We start from the raw sequence: 26,611 nt of genomic DNA, 5'->3' as shown, positions 1-26,611 counted from the left end.
CGATGCGTCATCGTCTTCTCGCCGCCGTTCTGTCTGCCGGTCTTGCCGTTGCGGGCCTTGCCGCCCCCGCCATGGCCCATCCCAAGCTGGTTTCGGCCAAGCCTGCCGAAGGCGCCGCCGCCAGCAATGTCACGCAGGTTTCGGTGACCTTCAGCGAGCCGCTGATGGCCGCCATGTCGGGCATGGATCTGATGATGACCGGCATGCCGGGCATGGATCACCACCAGCCGATGAAGATGACCGGCGTGAAGACCAGCGTCGCGCCCGATGGCGTGACCCTGCTGGCCAAGCTGGCCCGCCCCCTGCCCGCCGGCACCTATGAGGCCGACTGGCATGTCGTTTCCACCGACACGCATCGCGTCACGGGCAAGCTGACCTTCACCGTCAAATGATGGACGGGGCGCAGGTCTGGCTGCGCTGGGCGCAGTTCATCGATCTGGCGCTGGTGTTCGGCGTTCCCTTCACGGCATATCTGCTGGGGGAACGCCGGATCGGCGGGGCGGGGCGGCTGGTTCTGGGCATCGGCTGTCTGGCCGGGCTTGGCATCGGCACGCTGGGCTTTCTCCTGACGATGGCCGCGATGATGGGCTGCGACCTGACCGATCTCGACCGGGATATGGTCATGATGATGGCCTGCCATTCCGCGCTGGGCTGGAGTGTGCTTGCGCGGCTTTGTGCCTTGCTGATCGGCCTGATCCTCGCGCTTGCTGGCGGCTCGCTGGGCACATTGGCTGTGGTTGCGGGTGTGGCCGCGGCCAGTCTGGCATGGGGCGGCCACGGTGCCGCTTCGCAGGGAGGCGCTGGTCTGATCCGGCTGGCGGGCGACATGGCCCATCTGTGGTGCGGCCTTGCCTGGGTGGGGGCGTTGCTGCTCTTCACCGCCCGCCTGTGGCGTGCTCAGGCCGAGGACCGCGTGTCTCTCTCGCAACTGTTGCGCATGCTCTCCGGCTTTGCGCTGATCGGCGGTGTGCTGGTGGGCGTGCTGCTCGTCAGCGGGCTGGGCAATCTGCTGTTCCTCGCGGCACCGGGCGAATGGCCCGCCATCGCCCATACGCCTTATGGGCAGTTGATCATCGCCAAGCTGGCGCTGTTTGCCGGCATGTTCCTGCTGGCCGCGCACAACCGCTTTCATCTGGTGCCCGCACTGGAGCGGGCCTCTCAGCCCTTGGCCCGGCACAAGGCTCTCGCGGCCCTGCGCGGCAGCGTCTCGCTGGAGATGCTGCTCGCCCTTGGCGTGATCTGGTGCGTGGCTCTGGCCGGGACGCTCGACCCCACCGGAGCCTGATCCCGGATATGAGAGGGCGGGTGGCGCATCCACCCGCCCTCTTCATCTCACCCGCGCCGCATGCGACCGACCCAGGCGGTGATGGCGGGCAACACCAACAACGTCAGCGCGGTCGAGGTCACCAGCCCGCCGATCACCACCGTGGCCAGCGGGCGCTGCACCTCGGCGCCGGTGCCGGTGGCCAGCGCCATGGGCACAAAGCCAAGGCTGGCGACCAGCGCGGTCATCAGCACCGGCCTGACCCGCTCCATGGCGCCGCCGATGATCGCCTGCTCGTCCTGCGCGCCCTCGCTCTGATGGCGGCGGATCGCCTCCATCATCACCAGACCGTTGAGCACCGCCACGCCCGACAGCGCGATGAACCCCACCGCCGCCGTGATCGAGAAGGGAATGCCGCGCAGCAGCAGGGCAAAGACCCCGCCCGCCAGCGCCATCGGCACCGCGCTGAACACGATGCCCGCAGGGGCAAATCCGCCCAGCGCCAGATAGAGCAGGCCATAGATCGCGGCAAAGCAGACCGGCACCACCAGCATCAGCCGCAGCCGCGCCGATTGCAGGCTTTCAAAGGTGCCGCCCCGGCCGGTGTACATGCCGGGGGGCAGATCGATGGCCTCGACCTTGCGCTGCGCCTCCTTCACGAAGCCGCCCAGATCGCGCCCGCGCACATTGACCTGCACGGTCACCATGCGCTTGCCATTCTCGCGGCTGATCTGGTTGAGACCCTGCGTGTAGCTGAAACGCGCCACCTCGCGCAGCGGGATCGATCTTGCGATCTGCCCCTCGGCCGCCGGAAGCATGATCGGGATCGAACCCAGCACCTCCAGATCGTCGCGCTGCACATCGGGCAGACGCACCACCACCGCAAAACGCCGATCGCCTTCGAACAGCAGCCCCGCCTCGCGTCCGCCCAGCGCCGAGGCAACCGTATCGGCCACCTCCTGCACGGAGAGGCCGAAACGGGCGGCGGCCATGCGGTCGATCTTCACATCGAAGGTCGGCGCCCCCGCCGTCTGTTCGGCGCTGACATCGCCCGCGCCGGGGATCTTGCGCAGAATGCCGGCGATGCGCTGGGCCTGCACGGTCATCTGGTCGAGATCGTCGCCATAGAGCTTGACCGCCACATCGGCGCGCACGCCCGCGATCAGCTCGTTGAAGCGCATCTGGATCGGCTGCTGGATTTCGGTCCGGTTGCCGATCAGCGGCTTCATCTTCTCCTCGATGTGGCGCAGGATATCGGCCTTGCTTTTGACATCGGCGGGCCACTCCTTCTCGGGCTTGGGAATGACATAGGTGTCGGAAGCGTTGGGCGGCATGGGATCGGTGCCCAGATCGGCATTGCCGTTCTTGGAAAAGACCAGCGCCACCTCGGGCAGGCTTTTCAGGGCATTCTCGATCTGCATCTGCATCTGCGTCGACTGATCAATCGAGGCGGAGGGCACGCGGAAATTGGTGACGGTGATGTCCTTCTCGTCAAGCTGAGGCATGAACTCCTGCCCCAGCAGGCCAAAGCCCAGCACCGCCGCGACAAACACCCCTGCCCCGCCCAGAATGAAAGGCATGGGCCTTGCCACGGCCTTCTCCAGCCATGGGGCATAGCGCTGTTTGAACCACAGCACGGGCCTGACCTCGCTTTCGCTGACCCTGCCCGAGATCAGAATGGCCGTCATCGCGGGCACGAAGGTGATCGAGAGCACGAAAGCCGAAGCCAGCGCGATCATCAGCGTGATCGCCATGGGCGAGAAGGTCTTGCCCTCCACCCCCTGAAAGGTGAGCAACGGCACAAAGACAAGAAAGATGATGAGCTGGCCATAGACCGTCGGGCGCACCATGGCGGTGGCCGAGGCGATGGTTTCCTCCATGCGCTCCTTCAGCGTCAGCAGGCGGCCCTCATGCTCCTGCCGCTCGGCGAGATGGCGCAGCGTGTTCTCCACGACGATCACCGCGCCATCGACGATCAGCCCGAAATCGAGCGCGCCTAGGCTCATCAGATTGCCCGAGACGCCCAGACCGTTCATGCCCGAGGCGGTCATCAGCATCGTCACCGGGATCACCGCCGCCGTGATCAGCGCGGCGCGAATGTTGCCCAGCAGCAGGAACAGCACCACGATGACCAGCAAGGCCCCTTCCACCAGATTCTTGCTGACCGTGGCGATGGTGGCATTGACCAGCTTGGAGCGGTTGTAGACCGGCTCGGCAAAGACATCGGGCGGCAGGGCGCGGTTCACCTCGGTCAGCTTGTCGCTGGCCCGGTTGGCGACGACCCGGCTGTTCTCGCCCACCAGCATCAGCACGGTGGAGATCACCGCTTCCGACCCCATCAGGCTGCCCGAACCGGTGCGCACCGCTCCGCCGATCACCACCTGGCCGACATCCTTCACGCGCACCGGCACGCCGCCGCGCGTGGCCACCACGGCCTCCTGAATATCCGCGATGGATTTCAGACGGGCATCGGCGCGGATCAGAAAGCTTTCCCCCGCGCGGCGCACATAGTTCGATCCCGCCGAGACATTGGCGCGTTCCAGCGCGGCCGCCAGTTCGGTGATGGACAGGCCATAGGTCGTCAGCGCCGTCAGATTGGGTTCGACCAGATATTGCTTCACATAGCCGCCGTTGGAATCGACCCCGGCGACGCCCTCGACATTGCGCATCTGCGGGCGGATGATCCAGTCCTGCACGGTGCGCAGATAGGCCGCCTTTTCCAGTTCGGTGGTCAGCCGCTCGCCCTCGGGGGTGAGATAGCTGCCATCCGACTGCCATCCCGCCTTGTCGTTGGCGATGGTCGCGCCCTTGCCGTCGGGATGGCGGAAAGCGATGGAATAGAAGAAAATCTCGCCAAGCCCGGTGCTGAGCGGGGACAGCGTGGGCTGGATCCCGGCGGGAAAACTGTCCTTGGCCTGATTGAGCCGCTCGCTCACCTGCTGGCGGGCGAAATAGATGTCGGTGGCATCGGTGAACACCGCCGTCACCTGGCTGAAGCCATTGCGCGAGAAGGAGCGGGTCATGGTCAGGCCGCGAATGCCCGCCAGCGCCGTCTCGACCGGGAAGGTGACCTGCTTTTCGATGTCGACCGGCCCCAGCGTGGGAGCAAAGGTGCTGATCTGCACCTGACGATTGGTGACATCGGGCACGGCATCGATCGGCAGACGCATGATCTGCATCACCCCGAAACCGACCACCAGCAGGGTGAGCGCCGCCACCAGCCAGCGCTGGCGGACCGAGAGCGCAAGGATGCGGGCGATCATTCGTCGCCTCCTTCGCTCTTCTCGATCTCGGCCTTCAGCAGGAAGGCATTGCTGGTGGCGATCTTCGTCCGGGCACTCAGCCCCGAAGCGATGGAGACCAGCCCCTCACCCCGGCTGCCGATCTGCACGGGGCGCGCCTTGAAGCCATTGGCCGTCCGCACGAAGACCACCGAGCGATCCCCCAGCGTCTGCACCGCGTCCTGCGGCACGATCACGCCGCTTTTCACGCCGCCGCCATCGGCCAGCCCGGAGGCGAAAATACGCACCTGCGCCAGTTGCCCCGGCACGAAAGAGCCGCCCGAAGGTTCGATCACCACCGTGGCCGATCTTGTATCGGCCGTGGCCACGCCGGTCGATGAGCGCACGCGCCCCTCGATTTTCCCGCCATCGCCGCTCGTCAGTTCCACCTTGTCCCCGGTGCGCACCCGCGCGGCATCGCTGACCGGCAGGCTGGCCGTGATCTGGATGCGGCGAGGATCGGCGACGCGGACCAGCTCGGTCTCCGCCGGGACAAACTGCCCCAGATTGGCCGGGAGCGCCGTGATCCGCCCGCTGATCGGGCTGACCACCGCCACGCTGCGGCCATCGCGCGCCAGGCGCACGGCCCCGGCCGCCCCGGCGGCGCGGCGCGCCTCGGCCTGAGCCACCGCGAGATTGGCCTGAGCGGTTTCATAATCGGCGCGGGCCGACACGCCCTGCGCCACCAGCGACTGCTCGCGCGCCGCCTGCTGCCGGGCCAGAGCGACACGGGCCGCCGCCGCCGCCTGATCCCCCGCGATCTGCGAGGCATCGCGGCTTTCGACCAGCAGCAGCACCTCCCCCGCGCGCACCGGATCGCCAATGCGCTTGAGGATGCGGGTGACCGTGCCGGGGGCATGGGCCGTCAACACGGCCTGCGCATCGGGCATGGCCTCCACCGTGGCCGAGGCCATAACGGCCGCATCGAGCGCGCCCGTCATCGCCGGAGCCACCGTGATCTGCGACTGGCCGACATCCTGCGCGGACATGGTGACGCTATCGCCGGGGGCGGCAGGCTTGTTGTCCGTCTGGGGCGCGGCGGGGACCGGCTGAGTCAGGCGGGCGGCACCGAAGCCGAGCGTGGCTGCAACGGCCAACCCGAGAGCGCCGCCGACATAGAGCTTGTTTTTCTGGTTCATTGGACCGGTTCTCCGGTAATCGTGAGCCCTTGCAGGCGGGCAAGATTGGCACGGGCATCAAGGCTGGCGGCACTGGCATCGAGCCGGACGCCACGCGCAACACCCAGCCCATGACGGGCGGCGAGCAGTTCGATCAGCGGGGACTTGCCCGCCTCATAAGCGATCCGCGCCAGCCGGTAGGTTTCTTCCGCTGTCGCCAGCGTTCTGGCCGTTGCCTGTGCCCGCGCTTCTGCGGCTTCCAGCAGGGCTTGGCCAGCCTCGACCTCGGCTCTGGCTTCCAGCCTGGCATCGGCCAGCCGGGCCTGCGCGCCGCGTTCCTCCGCCTGCGCCGCGACAATGTTGCCCCGGTTGCGGTCGAAAAGATGAAGCGGCACGGAAATCCCCGCGACCAGCGCGTTGGAGCGCTCCTGCTCCAGCCGCCGCACCCCGAACTGCATGGTGACATCAGGGATGGCCGCCTTGCGCTGAAGCGTGACGCGGCGCCTTGCGGCATCGCCCTCCGCTTCGGCGACGCGGACCATGGCCATCTGCATCGGGTCGATCGGCCCCATCGCCGGGCGCGAGGACTGGCGTTCGAGCAGGGACTCGCCAAGCGCCGTGAAGGGCGTCTCGACACCGGCCAGAGCGGACAGGCGCAGGAGCGCGGCCTTGCGATTGGCCTGTGTGACCACAAGGTCGGCCTGAAGCGTGTTCAGCTCCGTTTCAGCCTGAAGCGACCGCAGCCGCGCCTCCTTGCCCGAGGCCACCAGAGCGCGGGCCAGCATGAGATCGGCGGTGGCTTCCTCCACCTCATCCTCGGCCAGTTCGATGCGCTTGTCGGCGATCTCGACCGAGGCATAGGCGCGGGCCAGATCGAAAGCGTAGGTCAGGCGGCCTTCCTGGCTGCGCAACCGGGCGGCGGTGACGCCCGCCTGCCCCGCCTCGATCCGTGCGGTGCGCTTGCCGCCCAGTTCGAGCGGCTGATTGACCTGAAACGTCGTCTGCGTGCCGCCAAAGCCGTTGTAAGGCGCCGAACCGGCGAAATTCTCGCCATAAAGGCTGACGGTGGGATTGGGACGGGCGCGAGCCTGCACGGCCAGCCCCTGTGCCCGCTCGACATCGGATTGCAACGCCTCGACATGCGGCGATTGCTGGGCCTGCCGCAGAAGCTGCGCGAAAGGTGGCGCCGGTTCAGCCAGCGCCGAGCCCGCCAGCATTGTCGCGGCGAGCATGCCGATCGGCGCAAGACTGCGCCGTCGACCGGAATGGTCGGTCATGATGATGATCCTTCACGAGACACGTCTCCCGCCTGCGCGGCTGCGCGGGCGGCGAAGGATCAGAGCGAGGGAGGTCGCAGCGGTGTGGCGCCAGGGATACCGCTGAGCAAAGGCGTTTCGCGCAGCAGGCGAAGATGCAGGCCGCTGGTCCACAAACGCGGCGTTACCGCCAGCGGCGGCGTCACGAACCAGTGTCCGATGGCATGGGCGACCAGATGCACGCCGCTGTCAGGGTCATCATGGCCCGTGCTGTCGTGGTGATCCAGAGCCGCGACATGGGCGGCATCGTCATCGTGGAAAGCGGCACTGTGCCAACCTGCGGCAAGGCTCATCCCCAGCACGGCCAGCAGCGCCAGCGCCCCCAACAGCGCGGATGAGCGAAATGCCCTCATGACAGGCAGCCTAGTGCCGACTCGGGAGCGCGGCAAGGCCGTCATGACCGCGATGGCCAGAGCAGCATCGCCGCCACAGTGCCGATGGCGGCCATCACAGCCATGGCGCCGAAGGCGGCCGCCATCCCGATGCGCGCGCCGATCAGCCCCACCAGCGGATAGCAGATCAGCCAGCAGGCATGGCTGAGCGCGAATTGTGCCGCGAAAAGCGCGGGACGATCGGCAGCCTCGCCCGAGCGGCGCAGCAAGCGTCCCGAAGGGGTGACGCTTGCCGAATAGGCAATGCCCAGAAACAGCCAACCCAGCAGCAGCACATGCCAATAGGGCGTGCCATGCCGCATCGAGGCGGTCACCGCCGCCAGCAGCGCCAGCATCAGCACCATGCCCACCGCCGCCAGCAGCATCACCGTGCGGTCCGCCACGCGATCGAGGATACGCGGCAGGGCAAGCGCGGTGAGGATCGAGCCCGATCCGAAAGCAGCCAGCGTGAGCGCCACCTCGCTCTGCCCAAGCCCCAGCCCGCGCACGATCACCACCGTGTTGACGATGACCATGGCGCTGGCGGCAGCGGCGGCCAGCGTCAAGGCCAGCAGGCCGCGCAGGCGCGGCGTGCCCAGATACAGGCGGGCGCCTCTTGTGGTGCGGGCATAGACGCCCCCCTCATGCGATGCGGGTTCGGCACGCGGCAGGATGGTCGACACGACCAGCAGCGCCGAGCCGATAAAACCGATCACCGTGCCTGAAAACAGCCAGTGATAGCTCATCACCGTCAGCAGGGCGGCGGCCAGCATCGGGCTGGTCAGGCTTTCCATGTCATAGGCCAGGCGCGAGAGCGACAGGGCCCGCGTATAATCCTGCTCATCGGGCAGCACATCGGGGATCGTGGCCTGAAAGGTGGGCGTAAAAGCAGCCGATGCCGATTGCAGCACGAAGATCAGCACATAGACCTGCCAGACCTGTGTCACAAAAGGCAGGCTGAGGGCCACGCAGGCCCGAGCCAGATCCATGGCGACCAGCAGCGCACGGCGCGGCACGCGATCGGCGAAAGCTCCGGCCAGCGGGGCGACGCCGATATAGGCGATCATCTTGATCGCCAGAGCCGTGCCCAGCACCGCGCCGGCCTGACTGCCGGCGATGTCATAGGCCAGCAGGCCCAGCGCCACGGTGGCCAGCCCGGTCCCCACCAGCGCAATGATCTGCGCCAGGAACAGGTGCCGATAGGTGCGGTTGGCGAGAACAGCGAGCATGCCCCCTCATATCCCCCTGGGGGGATAGCTGTCTATCCCCCCAGGGGGATATTTTTCACCCATGCCGCGCCATGGCTCGACGGCGCCCGTTCCTTGTGGGACAAGGCCGCATGGCCCACCATCAACATAGCTCCCATCCCAAAATCATCCTGCGCCTCAACCGGGCGGCGGGGCATTTGCGCAGCATCGTCACCATGATCGAGGAAGAGCGCTCCTGCGTCGATGTTGCCCAGCAGATGCAGGCCGTCGAAAACGCCATCGCCAGCGCCAAGCGCGAGCTGATCAACGAGCATATCGACCATTGTCTGGTTCATGCCGAAGAAGGGAACGGTCCTCAGCAGGCGATCGAGGAGTTCCGGGCCATCTCGAAATATTGGTGATCCGCGTCCGCTGACAAAGCCGAAACGCCGGACCTCGAAGCCCGCTCCTTGCGAGCGGCGCTTCGTTCAGGTGACAGAACGCATCGCCCGCCAAAGCAGAAAAGTCAGGGGAAGCAGCCCCAGCTCATTGGGCATCAGGCCATGAATGGCCGGGAAAGGGCATGATAGAGCTTTTCGCGGCACACCATTGCACTCACGGCGTCCGCGATAAGAGCCGTCGCGAACAAGGGCAGGATCATGGTGCGGTCCGCCGTCATCTCCATCATGATGATCACCGACGTCATCGGTGCGCGCACCACGCCGGTGAAATAGCCCACCATGCCCAGCAGCACGATGGCCCCCGCCGAGCTGCCCGGAAAGAGCATGGCGATCAACTGGCCAAGCCCGGCACCGACCGACAGCGAGGGGGCGAAAATGCCGCCGGGCGCGCCGCTCAGCGCGGTGGCGATCGTGGCAATGAATTTCGCCGGGCCGAAGATGACGGGAGCCGTCTGGCCCATCAGCAGATGGCGGGTTGTCTCATAGCCGGTGCCCCAGCTCAGCCCGTGGCTCAGCCAGCCGGTGGTGGCGACGATCAAGCCGCAAGCCGCTGCCAGTAGGATCGGATGCGAACGGATCTGCATCAACACCCTGTTGGGTGACTGGCCCATGGCGATCAGGGAGCGGGAAAAGCCGCCGCCCGCCAGGCCGCCCAGAATGCCCGCCACCGGCGCGACCATCAGCATGGTCTTGAGCGGCATGGCGCCGCTCATGGCGCCGAAATAGACATAGTCGCCGGTCAGGCCCAGGCTGACGAGGCCCGAGATCATCACGGCGGCCATCACCAGCACGGCGACCTTCTGCTCGAAGGCGGAGGCCAGCTCCTCAATGGCGAAGGCCACGCCCGCCAGCGGCGTGTTGAACGCCGCCGCCACGCCCGCCGCGCCGCCCGCGATGATGATCCCTGCGGAGACCGGCACCCGCAGCCAGCGATGCACCGCCACCATCAGCGCGGCGCTGATTTGCACCGTGGGGCCTTCACGCCCCACCGAGCCGCCGCTCAGCAACATGGCCAGCGTGCAGCCGAATTTGGCCAGAGCCGTGCGCAGGGAGACAAGATTGCCCTGCTTTTGGGCTTCCGGGTCGTGGCTGGCGGCCATCACTTGCGGAATGCCCGAGCCGCGCGCCGCAGGCCACCAGCGGCGCGTCATCCAGACCACACCGGCAAACATGGCCGGGGTGAGCACGAAAGGCACCATGGGGAAAGCGACGCTCAGGCGGATGAACAGGCTCTGCGCGATCTCGCCAAGCCGGGCGAAGGCGATGGCGGCCAGACCGAGCAGGACCGCGCCGGCCAGGGCGGCCATGCGCCTTCGCGCGACGGTGATGTGGTGCCGATTGAACGAGCGGGGGAGACGGCGCTGCATCGCATGCGCTTAGCCCTTCATGGGGCAGCCCGCTACCATCCTTATGTCGACTTTGTCTTCGCAGCCTGGCAGACGGCTGCTCCTCCTGGCGGCGATCTCGCTCACGGTGCTGAACGCCTCCACTATCCACATCGCGGCCATCGCGCCGATCAGCCAACACCAGTCCGCGACGGAGCCGGCATGGCTCAAAGCACGCGAACTCGACGGGCTGAGCCGATGCCGGGCGCTCACGCCGCCCAACTGTGGCACTGCAACAACTTCATGACGCAAATAACTGATCGGAATGCCACGTTGCACTGGTCAACGCCCTCGCAAAGGCATACATTGTTATTCGTTGACGGACACTTTTGGTGGGAGTCGATCATTGGCTGACAGCGATCTGTTTTCCGATTTCATGCGGAAATTCGACGAGCGACGCCAGTCGGAGATATCGCTGGAAGATTATCTCATCGGATGCCGCAAGGATCCGCTGATGTATGCGACCGCCGCCGAAAGGCTGCTGGCCGCCATTGGCGAGCCGCAGATCATCGATACGGCGCAGGATCAGCGGCTCGGCCGGATCTTCATGAACCGGACCATCCGCCTCTACCCCAGCTTCACAAGCTTCTACGGCATGGAGGAGGCGATCGACCAGATCGTCGCGTTCCTGCGCCACGCCGCCCAGGGCCTGGAGGAGAAGAAGCAGATCCTGTACCTGCTCGGCCCGGTGGGCGGCGGTAAATCCTCGCTGGCGGAACGCCTCAAGGCGCTGATGCAGCGCGTGCCCATCTATACCCTCAGCGCCAACGGCGAGCTCAGCCCGGTCAACGAAAGCCCGCTCGCGCTGTTCGACCGCCGAACTCCACGGCGCGACGATCGAGGACAAATACGGGATTCCCCGGCGCCGCCTGACCGGGCTGGTCAGCCCGTGGTGCCGCAAGCGCCTCCACGAGTTCGGCGGCGACATCACCAAGTTTAAAGTCGTGAAAGTGCGCCCTTCCATTCTGGAACAGATCGCCATCGCCAAGACCGAACCGGGCGACGAGAACAACCAGGACATCTCCGCGCTGGTCGGCAAGGTCGATATCCGCAAGCTGGAGGATCCACGCGCAGAACGATCCGGACGCCTACAGCTATTCGGGCGGCCTGTGCCGCGCCAACCAGGGGCTGATGGAATTCGTCGAGATGTTCAAGGCGCCGATCAAGGTGCTGCACCCGCTGCTGACGGCGACCCAGGAAGGCAACTACAACGGCACCGAGGGCATCGGCGCCCTGCCGTTCAACGGCATCATCCTGGCGCACTCCAACGAGTCCGAATGGCAGACCTTCCGCAACAACAAGAACAACGAAGCCTTCCTCGACCGCATCTACATCGTCAAGGTGCCGTACTGCCTGCGCGTGTCGGAAGAGATCAAGATCTACGACAAGCTGCTGCGCCACATCGAGCTGGCCCACGCGCCCACTGCGCGCCGGACACCCTGAAGATGCTGTCGCAGTTCTCCGTGCTGTCGAGGCTGAAAGAGCCGGAAAACTCGAATATCTACTCGAAGATGCGGGTATATGACGGCGAAAACCTGAAGGATACCGATCCCAAGGCCAAGTCGATCCAGGAATACCGCGACTCGGCCGGCGTCGACGAAGGCATGGCCGGCCTCTCCACCCGCTTCGCCTTCAAGATCCTCTCCAAGGTATTCAACTTCGACCCGCACGAGGTGGCGGCCAACCCGGTGCACCTGCTGTACGTCCTCGAACAGCAGATCGAGCAGGAACAGTTCCAGCCGGAAACCCGCGAGCGCTACCTGCGCTTCATCAAGGAATACCTGGCGCCGCGCTACGCCGAGTTCATCGGCAAGGAGATCCAGACGGCCTACCTGGAATCCTACAGCGAATACGGCCAGAACATCTTCGACCGCTATGTCGCCGTACGCCGACTTCTGGATCCAGGACCAGGAATACCGCGACCCGGAAACCGGCGAGATCCTCAACCGCGCCGCCCTCAACGAGGAACTGGAGAAGATCGAGAAGCCCGCGGGCATCAGCAACCCGAAGGACTTCCGCAACGAGATCGTCAACTTCGTGCTGCGCGCCCGGGCCGGCAACAAGGGCAAGAACCCCACCTGGACCTCCTACGAGAAGCTGCGCGTAGTGATCGAGAAGAAGATGTTCTCCAACACCGAGGACCTGCTTCCGGTCATCAGCTTCAACGCCAAGGCCAGCAAGGAGGACCAGCAGAAGCACAACGACTTCGTCAAACGCATGGTCGAGCGCGGCTACACCGAAAAGCAGGTCCGCCTGCTGTCGGAATGGTATGTCAGGGTCAAGCAGGCTGGGTGATGGAGGCGCGATAGGCCCATATGTATATCATCGACCGACGTCTCAATCCTGGGGGCAAAAGCCTGGTCAATCGCCAGCGCTTCCTGCGCAGGGCCAAGGCGGCGGTGCAGCAGGCCGTCCGCGACAGCCTGAAGGATCGCAGCATCAAGGACCTCGACAGGGAGGGCCAGATCAGCATCCCGCGCGGCGGCATCAGCGAGCCCACCCTGCGCCGCGCATCCCGCGGCGGAGACCGCGAAAGGGTCTTTCCGGGCAACAAGGATTATCTTGAAGGCGACCGGATCGCCCGCCCCAGCGGCGGCTCGGGCAGCGGATCGCAAGCGGGCAGCGGTGATGGCGAGGACGAATTCAGATTCGTCCTGTCGCGCGAGGAATTCCTCGAACTGTTCCTCGACGATCTGGAACTGCCCGACCTCGCCAAGCGCAAGCTGACCGGCGAGGATTCGAGCACCTTGCGCCGCGCGGGTTACACCACGGTCGGCTCGCCCGCGAACCTCTCGGTGCAACGCACGATGCAGAAAGCGATGTCGCGCCGCATCGCCCTGCGCCGGCCCAGCAGCGGCGAGCTGGAGCGGATCGAGGAGGAGATCGCACAGATTGAATCCCGCGATCCACTCGAGAAGAGCGACACAAAGCGGCTGGAAGAGCTGCGCAAGGAGCGCGAGCATATCCGGCACCGCCGCGCGCTGATCTCCTACATCGATCCGGTCGACCTGCGCTATCGCCGCTTCGAAACCGTGCCCAAGCCGGTCACCCAGGCGGTGATGTTCTGCCTGATGGACGTCTCGGGTTCGATGACCGAGCATATGAAGGATCTCGCCAAGCGGTTCTTCGCGCTGCTCCACCTGTTCCTGACACGGTGCTACCAGCACGTCGATGTCGTCTTCATCCACCACACCGACCGCGCCGCCGAAGTGGACGAGGACACCTTCTTCCACAGCGCCGTATCGGGCGGGACGCTGGTCTCAAGCGCATTTGAGGAATTGCTGACGGTGGTGGAGGCGCGCTACCGCCCCGAAGACTGGAACATCTATGTCGCGCAGGCGTCCGATGGTGACAATATGAGCCACGACAACCTGAAGACGGTCGGCCTGCTCAAGGACGCGATCCTCCCGATCTCCCAGTACTTCGCCTATATCGAGGTTGGCCCCGAGGAACAGCCGATGGCCAGGACCGAAAGCGACCTGTGGACCGCCTACGAAAGTCTGACGGCGGCCCATCGGCACTTCGCGATGCGCAAGGTCAACCACCGGCGCGAGATTTACCCGGTGCTGCGCGAGCTTTTCCGGAAGCGCGGCGCACTGGCTCCGCTGGACGCCTGATGCTGGACCGCGCCTCCTTGCCCCTGTTCGAGGGAAGCGATTGGGACTTCGCGCTGATCCAGCGCGTCTACGACGCGGTCGAGTCGATCGCGCTGCATGACCTGAAACTTGACGTCTATCCCAACCAGATCGAGATCATCAGCGCCGAGCAGATGCTCGACGCCTATTCCTCGACCGGCATGCCGCTGTTCTACAAGCACTGGTCGTTCGGCAAGCAGTTCGCCGCCAACGAAATGCTCTATCGCAAGGGCTTGCGCGGTCTCGCCTATGAGCTGGTGATCAATTCCGCCCCCTGCATCAGCTACATCATGCAGGAAAACAGCGCGACGCTGCAAACGCTGGTGATCGCGCATGCCGCATTCGGCCATAACCACTTCTTCAAAAACAACTATGCCTTCCGGCAATGGACCGATGCCGAGGGTATCCTCGACTATCTGGAATTCGCCAAGAGCTTCATTGCCACCTGCGAAGAGCGTCATGGCCAGCAGGCGGTCGAGCGGCTGCTGGACGGCGCCCATGCCCTGATGCATCAGGGCGTCCATCGTCATCCCAGGGTGCGCGCGCGCGATCTCAAGGCCGAGGCCGCGCGCGAGGTCCAGCGCCAGGCCTATCGCGACCAGATCTACGACGATCTCTGGCGGACCCTGCCGACGGGGCCCAAGGCGCCTGAAGTGAAGGCCGACGAACGCCGTAAAGCGCTCAACCTGCCGCAGGAGAACATCCTCTATTTCCTCGAGAAGACCGGGCCACGGCTCGAACCGTGGCAGCGCGAAATCCTGCGGATCGTCCGGCTGATCGCGCAGTACTTCTACCCCCAGCGCCAGACCAAGGTCATGAACGAAGGGTGCGCCACATGGTGCCACTACCAGATTATGACCAAACTCCACGAACGCGGCCTTATCACCGACGGTTCGTTCCTCGAATTTCTTCAGTCGCACACCAATGTCGTTTATCAGCCCAACTACGACTCGCCGCAGTTCAATGGCTTCAATCCCTATGCGCTTGGCTTCGGGATCATGGAAGACATCGTGCGGATCAGCGAAACCCCCACCGACGAGGACCGTGAGTGGTTTCCCGATTTCGCCGGAAAGGGCGACGGGATCGGCGTCCTCAAGGATGTCTGGGCGAACTACCGCGACGAGAGTTTCATCGCCCAGTTTCTCAGCCCCCGCATGATCCGCCACTGGCGGCTGTTCCGGGTCAGCGACAAGCAGTCCGAGTCCCGGCTGAACGTCGCGGCGATTCACGACGAACGCGGCTATCGCCGGATTCGCCGCGCGCTGGCGCGCGAATATGACGTCGGGCGGCAGGAGCCGGACATCCAGATTGTCGACGTCAACCTGACCGGCGACCGCAGACTGGAGCTTGAACACCTCGTCGCAGACGGCATGCTGCTCGATGAGAGCGACACCAAGATGGTCCTGCAAAACCTCGCCAATCTGTGGGGTTACGAGGTCCGTCTGCGCGAACTCAACGCCGCCGACCGCAAGGAGCTCAAGACCCATATCCGGCAACCACAGCTTCAGGCGTGATTGGCCGCATCCGTGCCGGAACACCGGTCGAATCCCGTTCCAATCCCGCGAAAGCCGTGGTATTCTCCCCGGCGCAAAAAGGGCCAGCTCCCCGGCCGTTTGCTATCCTCCATTCTGGGCGGGTCCGGCAGTGTTCGGGAAGCATGGGTTAGGAGTTTGTCCCATGACACATTCGAACAATCAGTCGGATTGCTTCGAAAGGGCGCAGATGCACGAGAGGCTTGCCGCCTCGACCAACGACACGGCAGCGCGTCAGATGCATCAGGCGATGGCTGCCGAATTCAGACGCCGCGCCGCGCAACCCGGCAGCGAAGATATGCCGCAGCAGCCATCAGCACGCGGACCGCTGCTCGAAATGTCTGCGCCGCAATAAATCGGCCCAACCGGGGGCTCAACAGAGCCGCCGTTGGGCGAATTTAGGCTTATTGCTTAAGCTGCCTCGGCAATTCCTTTTTCAAACGCTCTACAAGCATGCTGACCTTGGGCAGAATATGGCGTCGGGGTGGATAGACCGCCCAGATCGGCTCATCCGGCGGCGCCAGCTCTGGCAGCAGCGCTTTCAGCGCGCCTTGCTCGATCAGATTGTGAACGTAGAAATCCGGGAGTTGGCAAATTCCCATGCCGCTCAATGCGGCCTCGACAATCGATTGCCCCGAATTGCAGCGCCAACGGCCCTTGGGCCGATAGGCCTGTTCCTGGCCGGCATTGGAAAACGTCCAGAGCGTGTTCGTCCCGATCAGGCATTCATGCCCGTCCAGATCGCCAATGGAGCGCGGCTCCCCATGCGCAAGCAGATAGGCCGGCGATGCGCAAAGAATGAGGCGCCGTGAAGCGATGCGCGTGGCGATCAATTGGGAAGCAGGAAGGTCCCCGGTCCGGATGGCAATGTCAAAACCTTCGGCAACAAGATCCACAATGCGGTTTGTCAGAGCGATACTGACGCTGAGGGCGGGAAAATCGATCGCAAACTGCCTCACCATCGGCACCACATAACGCTCTCCCAGAGCTATGGAGCAAGTCAGGCGTATGTGGCCGACCGGAGAACTTGTGTCGGCGACGCTGGCAAAGGCATTGTCCCGTTCCTCGATCAGACGCAGGCAGTGCTCCAGAAAGGTTCGCCCGGTATCCGTCAGCTTGACCACCCTCGTCGTGCGATGCAGCAGTTGGACCTGAAGCCGCTTTTCAAGCGCCATCACCGCGCGGCTGACATGGGTCAGCGAGGCTCCGAGCATCTCGGCCCCCTTGGTGAAGGAGCCACCCTTGGCGACCGCCACAAACTCCTCGATCCCGTCCCAGTTTGACATTGATTATTCCAGATGCGGCATAATGACCCCGATAGAGCAATTTTTATCACAACGGCTGGCTGTGGGTAAGAGCGCGTGATGCCTTTTCAGTCAGCACATTCGTCAAGACGATATCACCCTCCCCCGCCGATCCCCACCTATCCTCCCCGCAAAGCAGCGCCCCAGCGGCCAGCGGGAGGATTCCATGAGCGACATGATCACACGGCGCGGTTTCAGTGCCTGGCTGGGTGCCGGGGTCGGGGCGGGCATGATCGCCTGCGCGGCGCCCCGGTCATGGGCTGCATCCGCCGTGACCGGCCACCATTCGCTGCTGGTTTTCAGCGATCCGCTGCCGGGGCAGGAAGAGGCCTTTGCGCAGTGGCACAAGGCGGAACCCGTCACACGCATGCGCGCCATCCCCGGCATCGTCGCGGCGCAGAGTTACGTGCCCGGCGCGCTGGAACTGCGCCATACCGCCCGGAAAACCCCGGCTCATCTGACGATCTACACGATCCGGTCCGCCCGTTTCGCCGCCGCCGCGCATGCGCTTGCCCAGCCCGGTGCATCGGGCCAGCTCTGGCCGCCCGAAAGCTGCGCCTCGGTTCAAACCTTTGCCTATCGTTCGTATCGCCCCACCACGCCCGGCGTGGGCGGCGAACCGCAAGGCGCCGCGCCCGGCAGGAAGGAGCGCAGCATCATTCTGGCTTTCGGCGATGCGGTCGCGGGGCAGGAGGCGGCCTATGACACATGGTACGATCAGGTGCATCAACCCGAACTGATGGCCAAGGCAGGCGTGGTGAGCGGCACGCGCGATATTCTGGCCGATATCCAGCCCGGCCCGCACGCCGATCGCCCGCGCTATCTCACCATGGAGCTGCTGACCAGCGATCTGGCCGCCACCTTCCACGGCATTCTCGATGGTGCGGGGGCGCCCTCTCCGGCGCTGGATCGCACGCGGGGCTTCGGCTTTACCTATCGACCCGTTTGAACAGGCGCCTCAGCGATACATGGCAAGCATCGGGATGGCCCCTTTGCCATCGTTTCTCATATACCCGAAATCGCACATCCTCCCTTTCGCCATCATATCTTTCATGGTGATGCTTCGCGCCAGCGGTCGAAAGAACCCGGCGATTAGGGAGAGCCCGAATGAACAAGAGGAAATGCGGCTTGCTGACCTGCGCCGCAGCGCTGTCGATCATCATACCTGTCGCCGCGCAGGCGCAATCCGCCCCCGCCCAGCCGGCGGCGGACGATCAGGCCAGCGCCCCCCAGCCCGCCGCCACCGACAGCGGCGTGGGCGACATCATCGTGACCGCGCAGCGCCGCTCCGAAAATCTGCAGAAGGTGCCGATCGTCGTCACCGCGCTCAACAACACGCAGTTGACGCGCTCGGGCGTGGTCAGCCTGCCCACGCTCAGCCTGGTGGCGCCGGGGCTCAACTCGCGCACCTCGGGCGGTGGCGTGTTCCAGCCCTCGATCCGCGGCATCGGCACGTCGAGCAATGTGGTGGAGAACCCCGTCGCGCTCTACATCGACGGCGTCTATCTGGCCAACCAGAACGAGAGCAACCGCGAACTGCCCGATGTGGAACAGATTGCCGTGCTGAAGGGCCCGCAAGGCACGCTGTTCGGCCGCAATTCCACCGGCGGCGTGATCCAGATCACCACCAAGCGCCCGACGCAGGAGTTTGGCGGGCAGGTCAAGGCCGAGATCGACAATTACGCCACCTTGCGCACCGGCGCCTATGTGACCGGTGGCGTCGCCAAGGATCTGGCGGCCAGCATGTCCGTCGATTACGCGACGCAAGGGCGCGGCTGGGGCACCAATCTGGTGACCGGCCATGACACGTTCAAGCTGGCCCATTCGCTCTCGCTGCGCGGCAAGCTGCTCTATGAGCCGAGCGCGGATACGTCCCTGCTGCTGATCGGCGATTATATGGATCGCAAGCAGTATACCTACACCTTCGTGCCCTATCCCGGCACGAGCTTTGTGGGGCCCAGGACGCTGTCGGCGGGCAAGCAGGACACCGCCTCGCCGATCGATCCCTATGCCGCCTATCACGGCGGCGGCGTCAGCCTGACGGCCGAGCACAGGCTCTCCTTCGCCAAGCTGACCTCGATCACCGCCTATCGGCAAGGCACCACCAGCTATCTGTTCGATGATGCGCCCAGCGGCACCCCCATCTTCTATGTCGGCGTGGCGCCGGGCAATCAGCCGAACAAGTCCTTCTCCTAGGAACTGCAGCTTTCCTCCACCACCAGCGGCCCGGTGAAATACACCTTCGGCGTGTTCTATTTCTTCAACCGCAACAGCAATTCCCCGGTCTTCCGCGACTTCTTCCCCACCTTCTATGGCGCCACCAATGGCCCGCCCACCGCGAACCAGAGCACGCTGACCTATGGCTCTGAAAAGACGCAATCGGTCGCCCCCTTCGGCCAGATGGACATCACCCTGCTGAACGACACCACGCTGACGCTGGGCGCGCGCTACACCTATGAAAAGCGCGAGCTGGTGGGCAATGCGCTGCTCAACCTCTACAATGGCAACACCATCAATGTGAATTACAACCCCGCCCCGCTGACGATCAACAAGCCGACCTGGCGCGCGGCGCTCAGCCATCAGTTCACGCCGACGGTTCTGGGCTATGTCTCCTACAACCGCGGGATCAAGAGCGGCGGCTTCAACATCCTCACCCCGGCGAACCCGGCCTATCTGCCCGAAAAACTCGACGCCTATGAGGCCGGTTTCAAGACCGAACTCTTCGGCCGACGGCTGCGCCTGAACGCGGGCGGCTTCTACTACAATTACGACAATCTGCAGGTGACGCAGTTCGTCGGCGTGTCGCAGACGGTGGTGAACGGGGCCAAAGCCCGGCTCTATGGTCTGGATGTCGATTTCAACGCCAAGCTGTCGTCAGAGTTCAGCCTGAGCGGCGGCTTTGAAATGCTGCATGCCCATTTCACCTCCTATCCCAATGCCGTGGGCAGCATCCCCAAGGCCACGGGCGGGGCCACGCTGATCAGCGTCGATGCTTCGGGCAACCGCATCCCGCAATCGCAGAAATTCGTGGGCACCCTGGCGCTGGACTATGAGAAGCAGTTCTCCTCCGGCACGTTCCACGCCAATGTTACCGGCAATTACAATGGCAATTACAAGTTCGAGGCCGATAATTTCCTGACGCAGGGCGCCTATACGCTGCTCAACAGCTCGGTAAGCTGGCAGCCCGCGCATAGCGCGCTGACGGTATCGGTCTGGGGGCGCAATCTGCTCAATGAGATCGTGCTGAACAATGCGACGTCGCAGGCCATCGGCTATCCGGTGTCTTACGGCCAACCGCCGCGCACCTTTGGCGTGACGGGCAAGGTCACGTTCTAAGCGATGCCATAGGGGGGGCGGCACAGGATGCCGCCCCCCCTTTTTGCGTTCAGGCCACCAACTGGATCGGGGCCTCGATCAGATCGCGCAGAGTGGCCATAAATTGCGCCGCGACAGCGCCATCGATGGCACGATGATCGAAGCTGGCGGTGGCCGCCATGATCGTGGCCAGAGCGATCTCACCCTTCACATTCCATGGCTGGCGCACGCCCGCCGCCGTGCCCAAAATCAGCGCCTGAGGCGGATTGATGACGGGGAACATCTCGTCCACGCCGAACATGCCCAGATTGGAGAGCGAGACGGTGCCGCCCTGATAATCCTCAGGCGTCAGACGGCCATCGCGCGCCTTTTCGGCCAGCGCCTTGCTCTGCGTGGCAATCGCCGAAAGCGAGAGCACCCCCACATCGCGCAGCACCGGCGTCACCAGCCCGCCCGGAATCGCCACCGCCATCGAGACATCGACCCGGCCAAAGCGATGCAGCACATCGCCGCCGAACTGCACATTGGCATCGGGCACCGCCACCAGCGCCAGAGCCAGCGCCTTGATCAGCATATCATTGACCGAAAGCTTCACCCCGCGCCCGGCAAGGCCCGCGTTGAGTTCACCACGCAGCGCCAGCAAGGCATCGAGATTGCAGCGCGAGGTCAGATAGAAATGCGGCACCTGCTGCTTGGCTTCCGTCAGGCGGCGAGCGATGGTCTTGCGCATGCCCGACAGCTTCTCGCTGACCACCGGCACACCCTCGGGCGGCGGCGCGATCACCGGAGCGGCAACGGCCAGCGGCGCGGTGGGAACCGTGCGCGTGACAATCGTCGCGCCCAGATCGGCAACCACAATGCGCCCGCGCGACCCGCTGCCCTGCACCTTGCCCAGATCGACACCCTTGATCGCCGCGACCCGCCGCGCCAGCGGCGTGGCCGGGAACACCAGCGGCGCGGCGGCCACAGGGGCCTCCACCAGAGCCGCGACAGGCGCAACCTTCTCCACCACAACCGGCGCGGCGGCAGGCACGGTAGCAGCCTCAGCTACCGTCTCCCCAGCATCGCCTAGCACCGCGATCACCGTGCCCACGGCGACATTCTCGCTGCCCGCCGGGACCAGCAGGCGCAACACGCGCCCGCCATCGGCCACCTCGAATTCCATCGTCGCCTTGTCGGTCTCGATCTCGGCGATCTGGTCGCCGGGGTTGATGAGATCGCCTTCGCTCACCAGCCAGCGGGCCAGAGTGCCCTTCTCCATCGTCGGCGACAGCGCCGGCATGCTCAACTCAATGGCCATGTCAGTTCCCCAGAAACAGTTCGGCGGCAGCGTCGATGATCGCCTCGCTGTCCAGCCGGTAGGTGCGGTAAAGGTCTGAAAGATTGCCGGTCTGGCCAAAACGGTCGGTGCCCAACGGGCTGATGCGATTGCCCCGCACCCCACCGATCCACGACAGGGCGGCAGGCGAGCCATCCAGCACCGTCACCAGCCCCGCCCCCGGCGCCAGATCACCCAGCAGGCGGTCGATATGCGAGGGTACCGGCGCCTCATCCTTCCAGCGCGCCCCGCGCGAGGCCGACCAACCGCGATGCAGCAGATCGGGCGAGGTGACATTCAGCAGACCCAGCCCCGGAATATCGTCGACCAGTTGCTCCCAGGCCGCCAGCGCCTCGGGCGCGACAACACCGGAGAAGATGATCGCCGCCGTGGCGTCCACACCGGGGCGACGCAGCCAATAGGCGCCCGCCAGCGCATCGGCCTTCCAGCTGTCATCCTCTCGCGTCACCTGCGGAATGCTGCGGGTGGAAAGGCGCAGATAGACCGAGGAACCGTCCGGGCGCTGCATGATATCAAAGGCATGCGCCATGGTCAGCGCCACCTCATCGGCAAAGGCCGGTTCATAGGTGGTGAGGCCGGGCTGACCCATGCCGATCAGCGGCGTGTTGATCGACTGATGCGCCCCGCCTTCAGCCGCCAGCGTGATGCCCGAAGGCGTGCCGACCAGCAGGAAGCGGCTGTCCTGATAGCAGCCATAGTTCAGCGCATCGAGCCCGCGCGCGATAAAGGGATCATAGACCGTGCCCACCGGCAGCAGCCGCGTGCCGAAATGCGGGCCCGCCAGTCCCAGCGCGGCCAACACCAGGAAGAAATTGCTCTCGGCGATGCCCAGTTCGATATGCTGGCCTGCCGTATGCTGCAGCCATTTCTGGGTCGAGGGGATCTTGGCCTTCAGGAACACATCGCCCAGCTCCTGACGGCGGAACAGCCCGCGCTGGTTGACGAAAGCGCCCAGATTGGTGGTCTGGGTCACATCGGGCGCGGTGGTGACGATCCGGTCGGCCAGCTCCTCGCCGCCCTTGGCCAGTTCGTGCATGATCTTGCCGAAAGCCGCCTGCGTCGATTGCTCGGCGCCGGTGGGAGCCGGGATCGCGGGCACCGGCACGGTGGGCGCAGCACTTTCGCGGCGATGGTGAGCGATGGGGCTGTCGTTGACGAAAGCCTGCAGCGCTTGCGCGGCATTCTCGCCCAGACCGCACCATTTGTCCCATTCAGTGCCCGGCGTGATGCCCAGCGAGTCACGGAACTGCTCCATCTGGGTCGGGCTCATCATGCCCGAGTGATTGTCCTTGTGCCCGGCCAGCGGCAGCCCCTGCCCTTTCACCGTATAGGCGATAAACAGGGTGGGCCGATCATCCTGAGCGCTGTCGAAAGCATCGATCAGCGATTCCACGCAGTGCCCGCCCAGATTGGTCATCAACCGCGCCAGACCGGCATCGTCGAAACTGTCGAGCAGCGCCTTCACATGGGGCTTGTCGCCAATGTCGGCCATCAGGCGCTCACGCCAATGGCTGCCGCCCTGATAGGTCAGCACCGCGAATTCGGCGTTGGGGCAACTGTCGATCCACTCCTCCAGCGCCTTGCCGCCGGGGCGGGCGAAGGCCTCGCGCTGGTGGCGGCCATGTTTGAGCGTCACGACGCGCCAGCCGCAGGTCTCGAAGATATCGTCGAAACGGCGGAACATGCGGTCAGCAGTGGTGGCATCAAGCGACTGGCGGTTGTAATCGACCACCCACCAGCAGTTGCGCAGATCGTGCTTGTAACCCTCGATCAGGCATTCATAGATGTTGCCCTCGTCCAGCTCGGCATCGCCCATCAGCGCGATCATGCGCCCGGCGTTTTCCTCCTTCACCTGACCATGGGCGATCAGATAGTCCTGAACCAAAGAGGTAAAAGCCGTGATCGCCACGCCCAGCCCGACCGAGCCGGTGGAGAAATCGACCGGGATCACATCCTTGGTGCGGCTGGGATAGCTCTGCACACCGCCAAGGCCGCGGAAAGCCTCCATCTTCTCGCGCGTCTGCTCATCCAGAAGATAGTGGATGGCATGCAGGACCGGCCCGGCATGGGGCTTCACCGCCACCTTGTCGTTCGGCCCCAGCGCGTGGAAATAGAGCGCCGCCATGATCGCCGTCATCGAGGCGCAACTGGCCTGATGGCCGCCCACCTTCAGCCCGTCGGTCTTTTCGCGGATGTGGTTGGCATTGTGGATCATCCAGGAGGACAGCCACAGCAACCGCTGGTCCATCATCTCCAGCGAGGCGACCAGCTCCTGCCGGTCGGACGAGATCGTGGTGGTCATCGGGGTGAGCTTTCCATCGGGGCCCTGGATCGGGCCGGGTTGAGGTGGGGTTTGAGACATCACAGCAGGGCTTCCGCATCCTGAGCCAGCATCCGGCGGTCAGGCAGGCGGTCGTGGGGGCCCAGCAGCATCTGGTTATGCGCCGCGCCGCTGGGCACCATGGGATAGCAATTGTCGAAACGGGCCACGCGCACATCCACCAGCACCGGGCCGGGGTGAGCGATCATCTCGGCGATGCCCGCTTCCAGATCGGCGGGGTCATCGATGCGCAGACCGTGCCAGCCATAGGCCTGCGCCACCGCAACGAAATCGGGCAGGGATTCCGAATAGCTGGCGGCATAACGCCCACCGTAATCGACATCCTGCAACTGGCGGACCATCCCCAGCAGCTCATTGTTGAGCAGGAAGATCTTGACCGGCAGGCGGAATTGCACGGCGGTCGACATCTCCTGCATGTTCATCTGGAAGGAGGCATCGCCCGAGACATCGATCACCAGCGCCTGCGGATTGGCCGCCTGAGCACCGATGGCGGCGGGCAGGCCATAACCCATGGTGCCAAGCCCGCCGCTGGTCAGCCAGCGGCGCGGGGCCTCGAAACCCAGATGCTGGGCGGCCCACATCTGATGCTGGCCCACCTCGGTGCTGACGATGGGATCGAGATGCGCCACCTGCCGCCACAAAGCCTGCAAAGCGGCCTGAGGGGCGATGCCCTCGGGCGGTTGTTCAAAGGCGAGGCAATCGCGCGCGCGCCAGCCGTCGATGCGATCCCACCATGGCGAGAGGTCCAGTGCCCGATGGCCGGCACCCCGCCATGCTGCAATCATGCTGCGCAACGCCTGCCCCGCATCGGCGTTGATCGCCAGATCCACGGGCACATTCTTGCCGATGGAGCTGCGATCGATATCGATATGCACCTTGCGCGCATGCGGCGCGAAGGCATCCAGCCGCCCCGTCACGCGATCGTCGAAACGCGCGCCCACTGCCACGATCAGATCGGCCTCATGCATCGCCAGATTGGCCTCATAGGTGCCATGCATGCCCAGCATCCCCAGCCATTGCGGCGAGGAAGCGGGAAAAGCCCCCAGCCCCATCAGCGTGGAGGTGACCGGCGCTCCGGTCAAAGCGGCAATCTCACGCAAGGCCGCGCTGGCCTGCGCTCCCGCATTGATGACGCCGCCGCCGGTGTAGAACACCGGGCGCCGCGCTTGCGCCAGCATCTCCACCGCGCGGGCCACGGCCTGATCCTCGGCGGCAAAGGCCGGGCGGTAGGAGGCGCGCATCGGCGCGGCATCGCCCGGCCACGGGGCGCGGGCCAGTTGCACATCCTTGGGAATGTCGATGGCGATGGGGCCGGGGCGCCCCGATCCCGCGATGTGGAAGCCTTCGCGCAACACGCCTTCCAGCCTGCCCACATCCTTCACCAGATAATTGTGCTTGGTGCAGTGGCGCGTGATGCCCACCGCATCGCATTCCTGAAAGGCATCGGTGCCGATCAACGGCGTGGGAACCTGTCCGCTGAGCACGACGATGGGAATGGAATCCATCATCGCATCGGCCAGCCCGGTCACCGCATTGATGATGCCGGGCCCCGAGGTGACCAGCACCACACCGACCTTGCCGCTGGAGCGCGCATAGCCCTCTGCCGCATGGGCCGCGCCGGCCTCATGGCGGACCAGCACATGGCGGATGCGCGCCTCGTCGAACAAAGCGTCATAGATCGGCAGCACCGCGCCGCCCGGATAGCCGAACACCGTGTCGACCCCCAGATCAACCAGCGTGCGCACCAGAATCTGCGCGCCGGACAGGATGGACAACTCCCGCATTTTTCCCCTCTCTCTTTTCTGGCGCGATCCTATCGCAGGTCTTGCGGAGAGTCCTTGCGAACTATGCCCTGATTGACTCGATTTTTGGCATGATCTACCAATTTGGAAAATTCAGTGGCAGATCATGCCATCATCCGGAGAATTCCATGTCATCGCGAGTCATTGACCAGATCGACCGGCGCATCCTCAACGAGCTTCAGGCGGACGGGCGGATGACCAATCAGGATCTGTCGGACCGGGTCGGCCTGTCGCCCTCGCCCTGCCTGCGCCGCCTGCGCCAGTTGGAGAGCGACGGCGTGATCTTCCGCTATGTCGCGCTGGTCGATCCGATCACCGCCGGGCTGCCGGTCACCGCCTTTATCCGCGTGCGGCTGGACCGGCAGGATGACCGCAATCTGGCGCTTTTCGAGGAAGCCGTGGCCGGTTTCCCCGAGGTGATGGAATGCTACATGATGACCGGCGATTCCGATTACCAATTGCGCGTGCTTTTCGAATCCCTGGGCGCCTTCGAGGATTTCCTGCGCCAGAAACTGACCCGCATCCCCGGCGTCTCGCAGGTGACCACCAGCTTTGCCCTGCGGCCGGTGGTCTACAAAACATCGCTGCCCTTATGAGGCATGGGCGACCTCTTTGGCCACAAAGGCCTCGCTGACTTCGTAATTGTGCACCAAATCTTCGGGCAGTTTTGGCCCCCAACTGGTCAGGCTGTCTTCCATGGCATAATTGGTCGGCGTCCACAGCGCATGGTCGTCGATAAAATCCATTTCGGCATAATATTCGAACCATGATCCCCATGGGTCCTGAATATAATGAAAGAAGTTCGACCCGATCGTGTGGCGGCCAAAGCCCCATGATATCGGTGACCGCAAAGCTCCATCCTTACGCCGCGCCGATCGCGCACGGCATCGGCGCCAGGCATCCGCGCAAGCTGCGCGCCCCCCCTTCCCCGCAAGGTGATCGCGAAACTCTCCGCCGACG

Annotated in this window: 21 protein-coding genes and 1 pseudogene; 11 read left to right on the top strand and 11 right to left on the bottom strand. The window is 64.7% G+C overall.

The window, feature by feature from the left end; genetic code table 11:
* Positions 1-2 precede the first annotated feature (2 nt).
* Positions 3-392, top strand: coding sequence for a copper homeostasis periplasmic binding protein CopC (gene copC, locus ABDW49_RS21020; protein ID WP_343614946.1), 390 nt, complete (start codon positions 3-5; stop codon positions 390-392).
* The gene (gene copD / locus ABDW49_RS21015; RefSeq protein WP_343614944.1) at positions 389-1,285 is read left to right on the top strand and encodes a copper homeostasis membrane protein CopD; all 897 of its coding nucleotides are present in this window, start codon (positions 389-391) and stop codon (positions 1,283-1,285) included. The genes copC and copD overlap by 4 nt, the downstream gene beginning before the upstream one ends.
* A 47-nt stretch (positions 1,286-1,332) precedes the next feature.
* Here the strand turns inward: copD and ABDW49_RS21010 are convergent, their stop codons facing one another.
* Genes ABDW49_RS21010 through ABDW49_RS20990 form a run of 5 tightly spaced genes read right to left on the bottom strand, consistent with a single transcriptional unit; the run spans position 1,333 to position 8,579 of the window.
* A complete protein-coding gene (locus tag ABDW49_RS21010) occupies positions 1,333-4,527 on the bottom strand; it encodes a CusA/CzcA family heavy metal efflux RND transporter (protein ID WP_343614942.1) in 3,195 nt (1,064 codons plus the stop codon).
* Positions 4,524-5,684 carry an efflux RND transporter periplasmic adaptor subunit gene (locus ABDW49_RS21005; protein ID WP_343614940.1) on the bottom strand — a complete coding sequence of 387 codons (1,161 nt, stop codon included), beginning with the start codon at positions 5,682-5,684 and terminating at the stop codon, positions 4,524-4,526. Before ABDW49_RS21005 ends, ABDW49_RS21010 begins: the two co-directional genes overlap by 4 nt.
* Positions 5,681-6,940 (bottom strand): TolC family protein, encoded by a 1,260-nt coding sequence (locus ABDW49_RS21000; protein WP_343614938.1) that lies wholly within the window; start codon positions 6,938-6,940, stop codon positions 5,681-5,683. The genes ABDW49_RS21005 and ABDW49_RS21000 overlap by 4 nt, the downstream gene beginning before the upstream one ends.
* A gap of 59 nt (positions 6,941-6,999) precedes the next feature.
* The gene (locus ABDW49_RS20995) at positions 7,000-7,332 is read right to left on the bottom strand and encodes a hypothetical protein (protein WP_343614936.1); all 333 of its coding nucleotides are present in this window, start codon (positions 7,330-7,332) and stop codon (positions 7,000-7,002) included.
* Positions 7,333-7,373: 41 nt separating this feature from the next.
* A complete protein-coding gene (locus tag ABDW49_RS20990; RefSeq protein WP_343614934.1) occupies positions 7,374-8,579 on the bottom strand; it encodes an MFS transporter in 1,206 nt (401 codons plus the stop codon).
* A 110-nt stretch (positions 8,580-8,689) separates the two neighbouring features.
* On the opposite strand from ABDW49_RS20990, the gene ABDW49_RS20985 reads away from it, so the two are divergent.
* The gene (locus ABDW49_RS20985) at positions 8,690-8,959 is read left to right on the top strand and encodes a metal-sensing transcriptional repressor (protein WP_343614932.1); all 270 of its coding nucleotides are present in this window, start codon (positions 8,690-8,692) and stop codon (positions 8,957-8,959) included.
* Between the two features lie 134 nt (positions 8,960-9,093).
* Here ABDW49_RS20985 and ABDW49_RS20980 read toward each other — a convergent pair whose 3' ends face one another.
* Entirely contained in the window at positions 9,094-10,365 is a 1,272-nt protein-coding gene (locus ABDW49_RS20980) for a chloride channel protein (RefSeq protein WP_343614930.1), read from the bottom strand.
* 394 nt (positions 10,366-10,759) lie between these two features.
* Here ABDW49_RS20980 and ABDW49_RS20975 point away from each other — a divergent pair.
* The 4 genes and pseudogenes from ABDW49_RS20975 to ABDW49_RS20960 all read left to right on the top strand — a co-directional run bounded on the left by ABDW49_RS20975 (position 10,760) and on the right by ABDW49_RS20960 (position 15,905).
* A pseudogene (locus ABDW49_RS20975) lies at positions 10,760-12,678 on the top strand (PrkA family serine protein kinase).
* 20 nt (positions 12,679-12,698) lie between these two features.
* The gene (locus ABDW49_RS20970; RefSeq protein ID WP_343614928.1) at positions 12,699-14,000 is read left to right on the top strand and encodes a YeaH/YhbH family protein; all 1,302 of its coding nucleotides are present in this window, start codon (positions 12,699-12,701) and stop codon (positions 13,998-14,000) included.
* Positions 14,000-15,532 (top strand): SpoVR family protein, encoded by a 1,533-nt coding sequence (locus tag ABDW49_RS20965; protein ID WP_343614926.1) that lies wholly within the window; start codon positions 14,000-14,002, stop codon positions 15,530-15,532. Before ABDW49_RS20970 ends, ABDW49_RS20965 begins: the two co-directional genes overlap by 1 nt.
* A 163-nt stretch (positions 15,533-15,695) precedes the next feature.
* On the top strand, positions 15,696-15,905 hold the full coding sequence (locus tag ABDW49_RS20960) for a hypothetical protein (RefSeq protein ID WP_343614924.1): 210 nt from the start codon (positions 15,696-15,698) through the stop codon (positions 15,903-15,905).
* Between the two features lie 49 nt (positions 15,906-15,954).
* On the opposite strand, the gene ABDW49_RS20955 is transcribed toward ABDW49_RS20960, so the two are convergent.
* The gene (locus ABDW49_RS20955) at positions 15,955-16,836 is read right to left on the bottom strand and encodes a LysR family transcriptional regulator (protein ID WP_343614922.1); all 882 of its coding nucleotides are present in this window, start codon (positions 16,834-16,836) and stop codon (positions 15,955-15,957) included.
* Between the two features lie 184 nt (positions 16,837-17,020).
* Here ABDW49_RS20955 and ABDW49_RS20950 point away from each other — a divergent pair, with 184 nt between their 5' ends.
* The 3 genes from ABDW49_RS20950 (at position 17,021) to ABDW49_RS20940 (ending at position 20,190) form a co-directional block, all read left to right on the top strand.
* Entirely contained in the window at positions 17,021-17,803 is a 783-nt protein-coding gene (locus ABDW49_RS20950; protein ID WP_343614920.1) for a hypothetical protein, read from the top strand.
* Between the two features lie 158 nt (positions 17,804-17,961).
* Positions 17,962-19,050: a TonB-dependent receptor plug domain-containing protein gene (locus ABDW49_RS20945; RefSeq protein WP_343614917.1), complete on the top strand. Its 1,089-nt coding sequence runs from the start codon at positions 17,962-17,964 to the stop codon at positions 19,048-19,050.
* Between the two features lie 33 nt (positions 19,051-19,083).
* Positions 19,084-20,190, top strand: coding sequence for a TonB-dependent receptor (locus tag ABDW49_RS20940; protein WP_343614915.1), 1,107 nt, complete (start codon positions 19,084-19,086; stop codon positions 20,188-20,190).
* Between the two features lie 49 nt (positions 20,191-20,239).
* On the opposite strand, the gene ABDW49_RS20935 is transcribed toward ABDW49_RS20940, so the two are convergent.
* Genes ABDW49_RS20935 through ilvB form a run of 3 tightly spaced genes read right to left on the bottom strand, consistent with a single transcriptional unit; the run spans position 20,240 to position 25,633 of the window.
* A complete protein-coding gene (locus ABDW49_RS20935) occupies positions 20,240-21,469 on the bottom strand; it encodes a dihydrolipoamide acetyltransferase family protein (RefSeq protein ID WP_343614913.1) in 1,230 nt (409 codons plus the stop codon).
* Between the two features lies 1 nt (position 21,470).
* A complete protein-coding gene (locus ABDW49_RS20930; protein WP_343614911.1) occupies positions 21,471-23,810 on the bottom strand; it encodes a transketolase in 2,340 nt (779 codons plus the stop codon).
* 59 nt (positions 23,811-23,869) lie between these two features.
* Positions 23,870-25,633 (bottom strand): biosynthetic-type acetolactate synthase large subunit, encoded by a 1,764-nt coding sequence (gene ilvB, locus ABDW49_RS20925; protein WP_343614909.1) that lies wholly within the window; start codon positions 25,631-25,633, stop codon positions 23,870-23,872.
* 146 nt (positions 25,634-25,779) lie between these two features.
* On the opposite strand from ilvB, the gene ABDW49_RS20920 reads away from it, so the two are divergent.
* Positions 25,780-26,247 (top strand): Lrp/AsnC family transcriptional regulator, encoded by a 468-nt coding sequence (locus ABDW49_RS20920; protein ID WP_343614907.1) that lies wholly within the window; start codon positions 25,780-25,782, stop codon positions 26,245-26,247.
* Here ABDW49_RS20920 and ABDW49_RS20915 read toward each other — a convergent pair.
* Positions 26,242-26,502, bottom strand: coding sequence for a hypothetical protein (locus ABDW49_RS20915; RefSeq protein ID WP_343614905.1), 261 nt, complete (start codon positions 26,500-26,502; stop codon positions 26,242-26,244). The genes ABDW49_RS20920 and ABDW49_RS20915 overlap by 6 nt on opposite strands.
* Positions 26,503-26,611 lie beyond the last annotated feature (109 nt).

Source organism: Novosphingobium sp., from assembly GCF_039595395.1.
Classification (GTDB): domain Bacteria; phylum Pseudomonadota; class Alphaproteobacteria; order Sphingomonadales; family Sphingomonadaceae; genus Novosphingobium.
The sequence above is the reverse complement of the archived record's forward strand: the minus strand, read 5'-3'. Positions and strand labels throughout refer to the sequence as shown.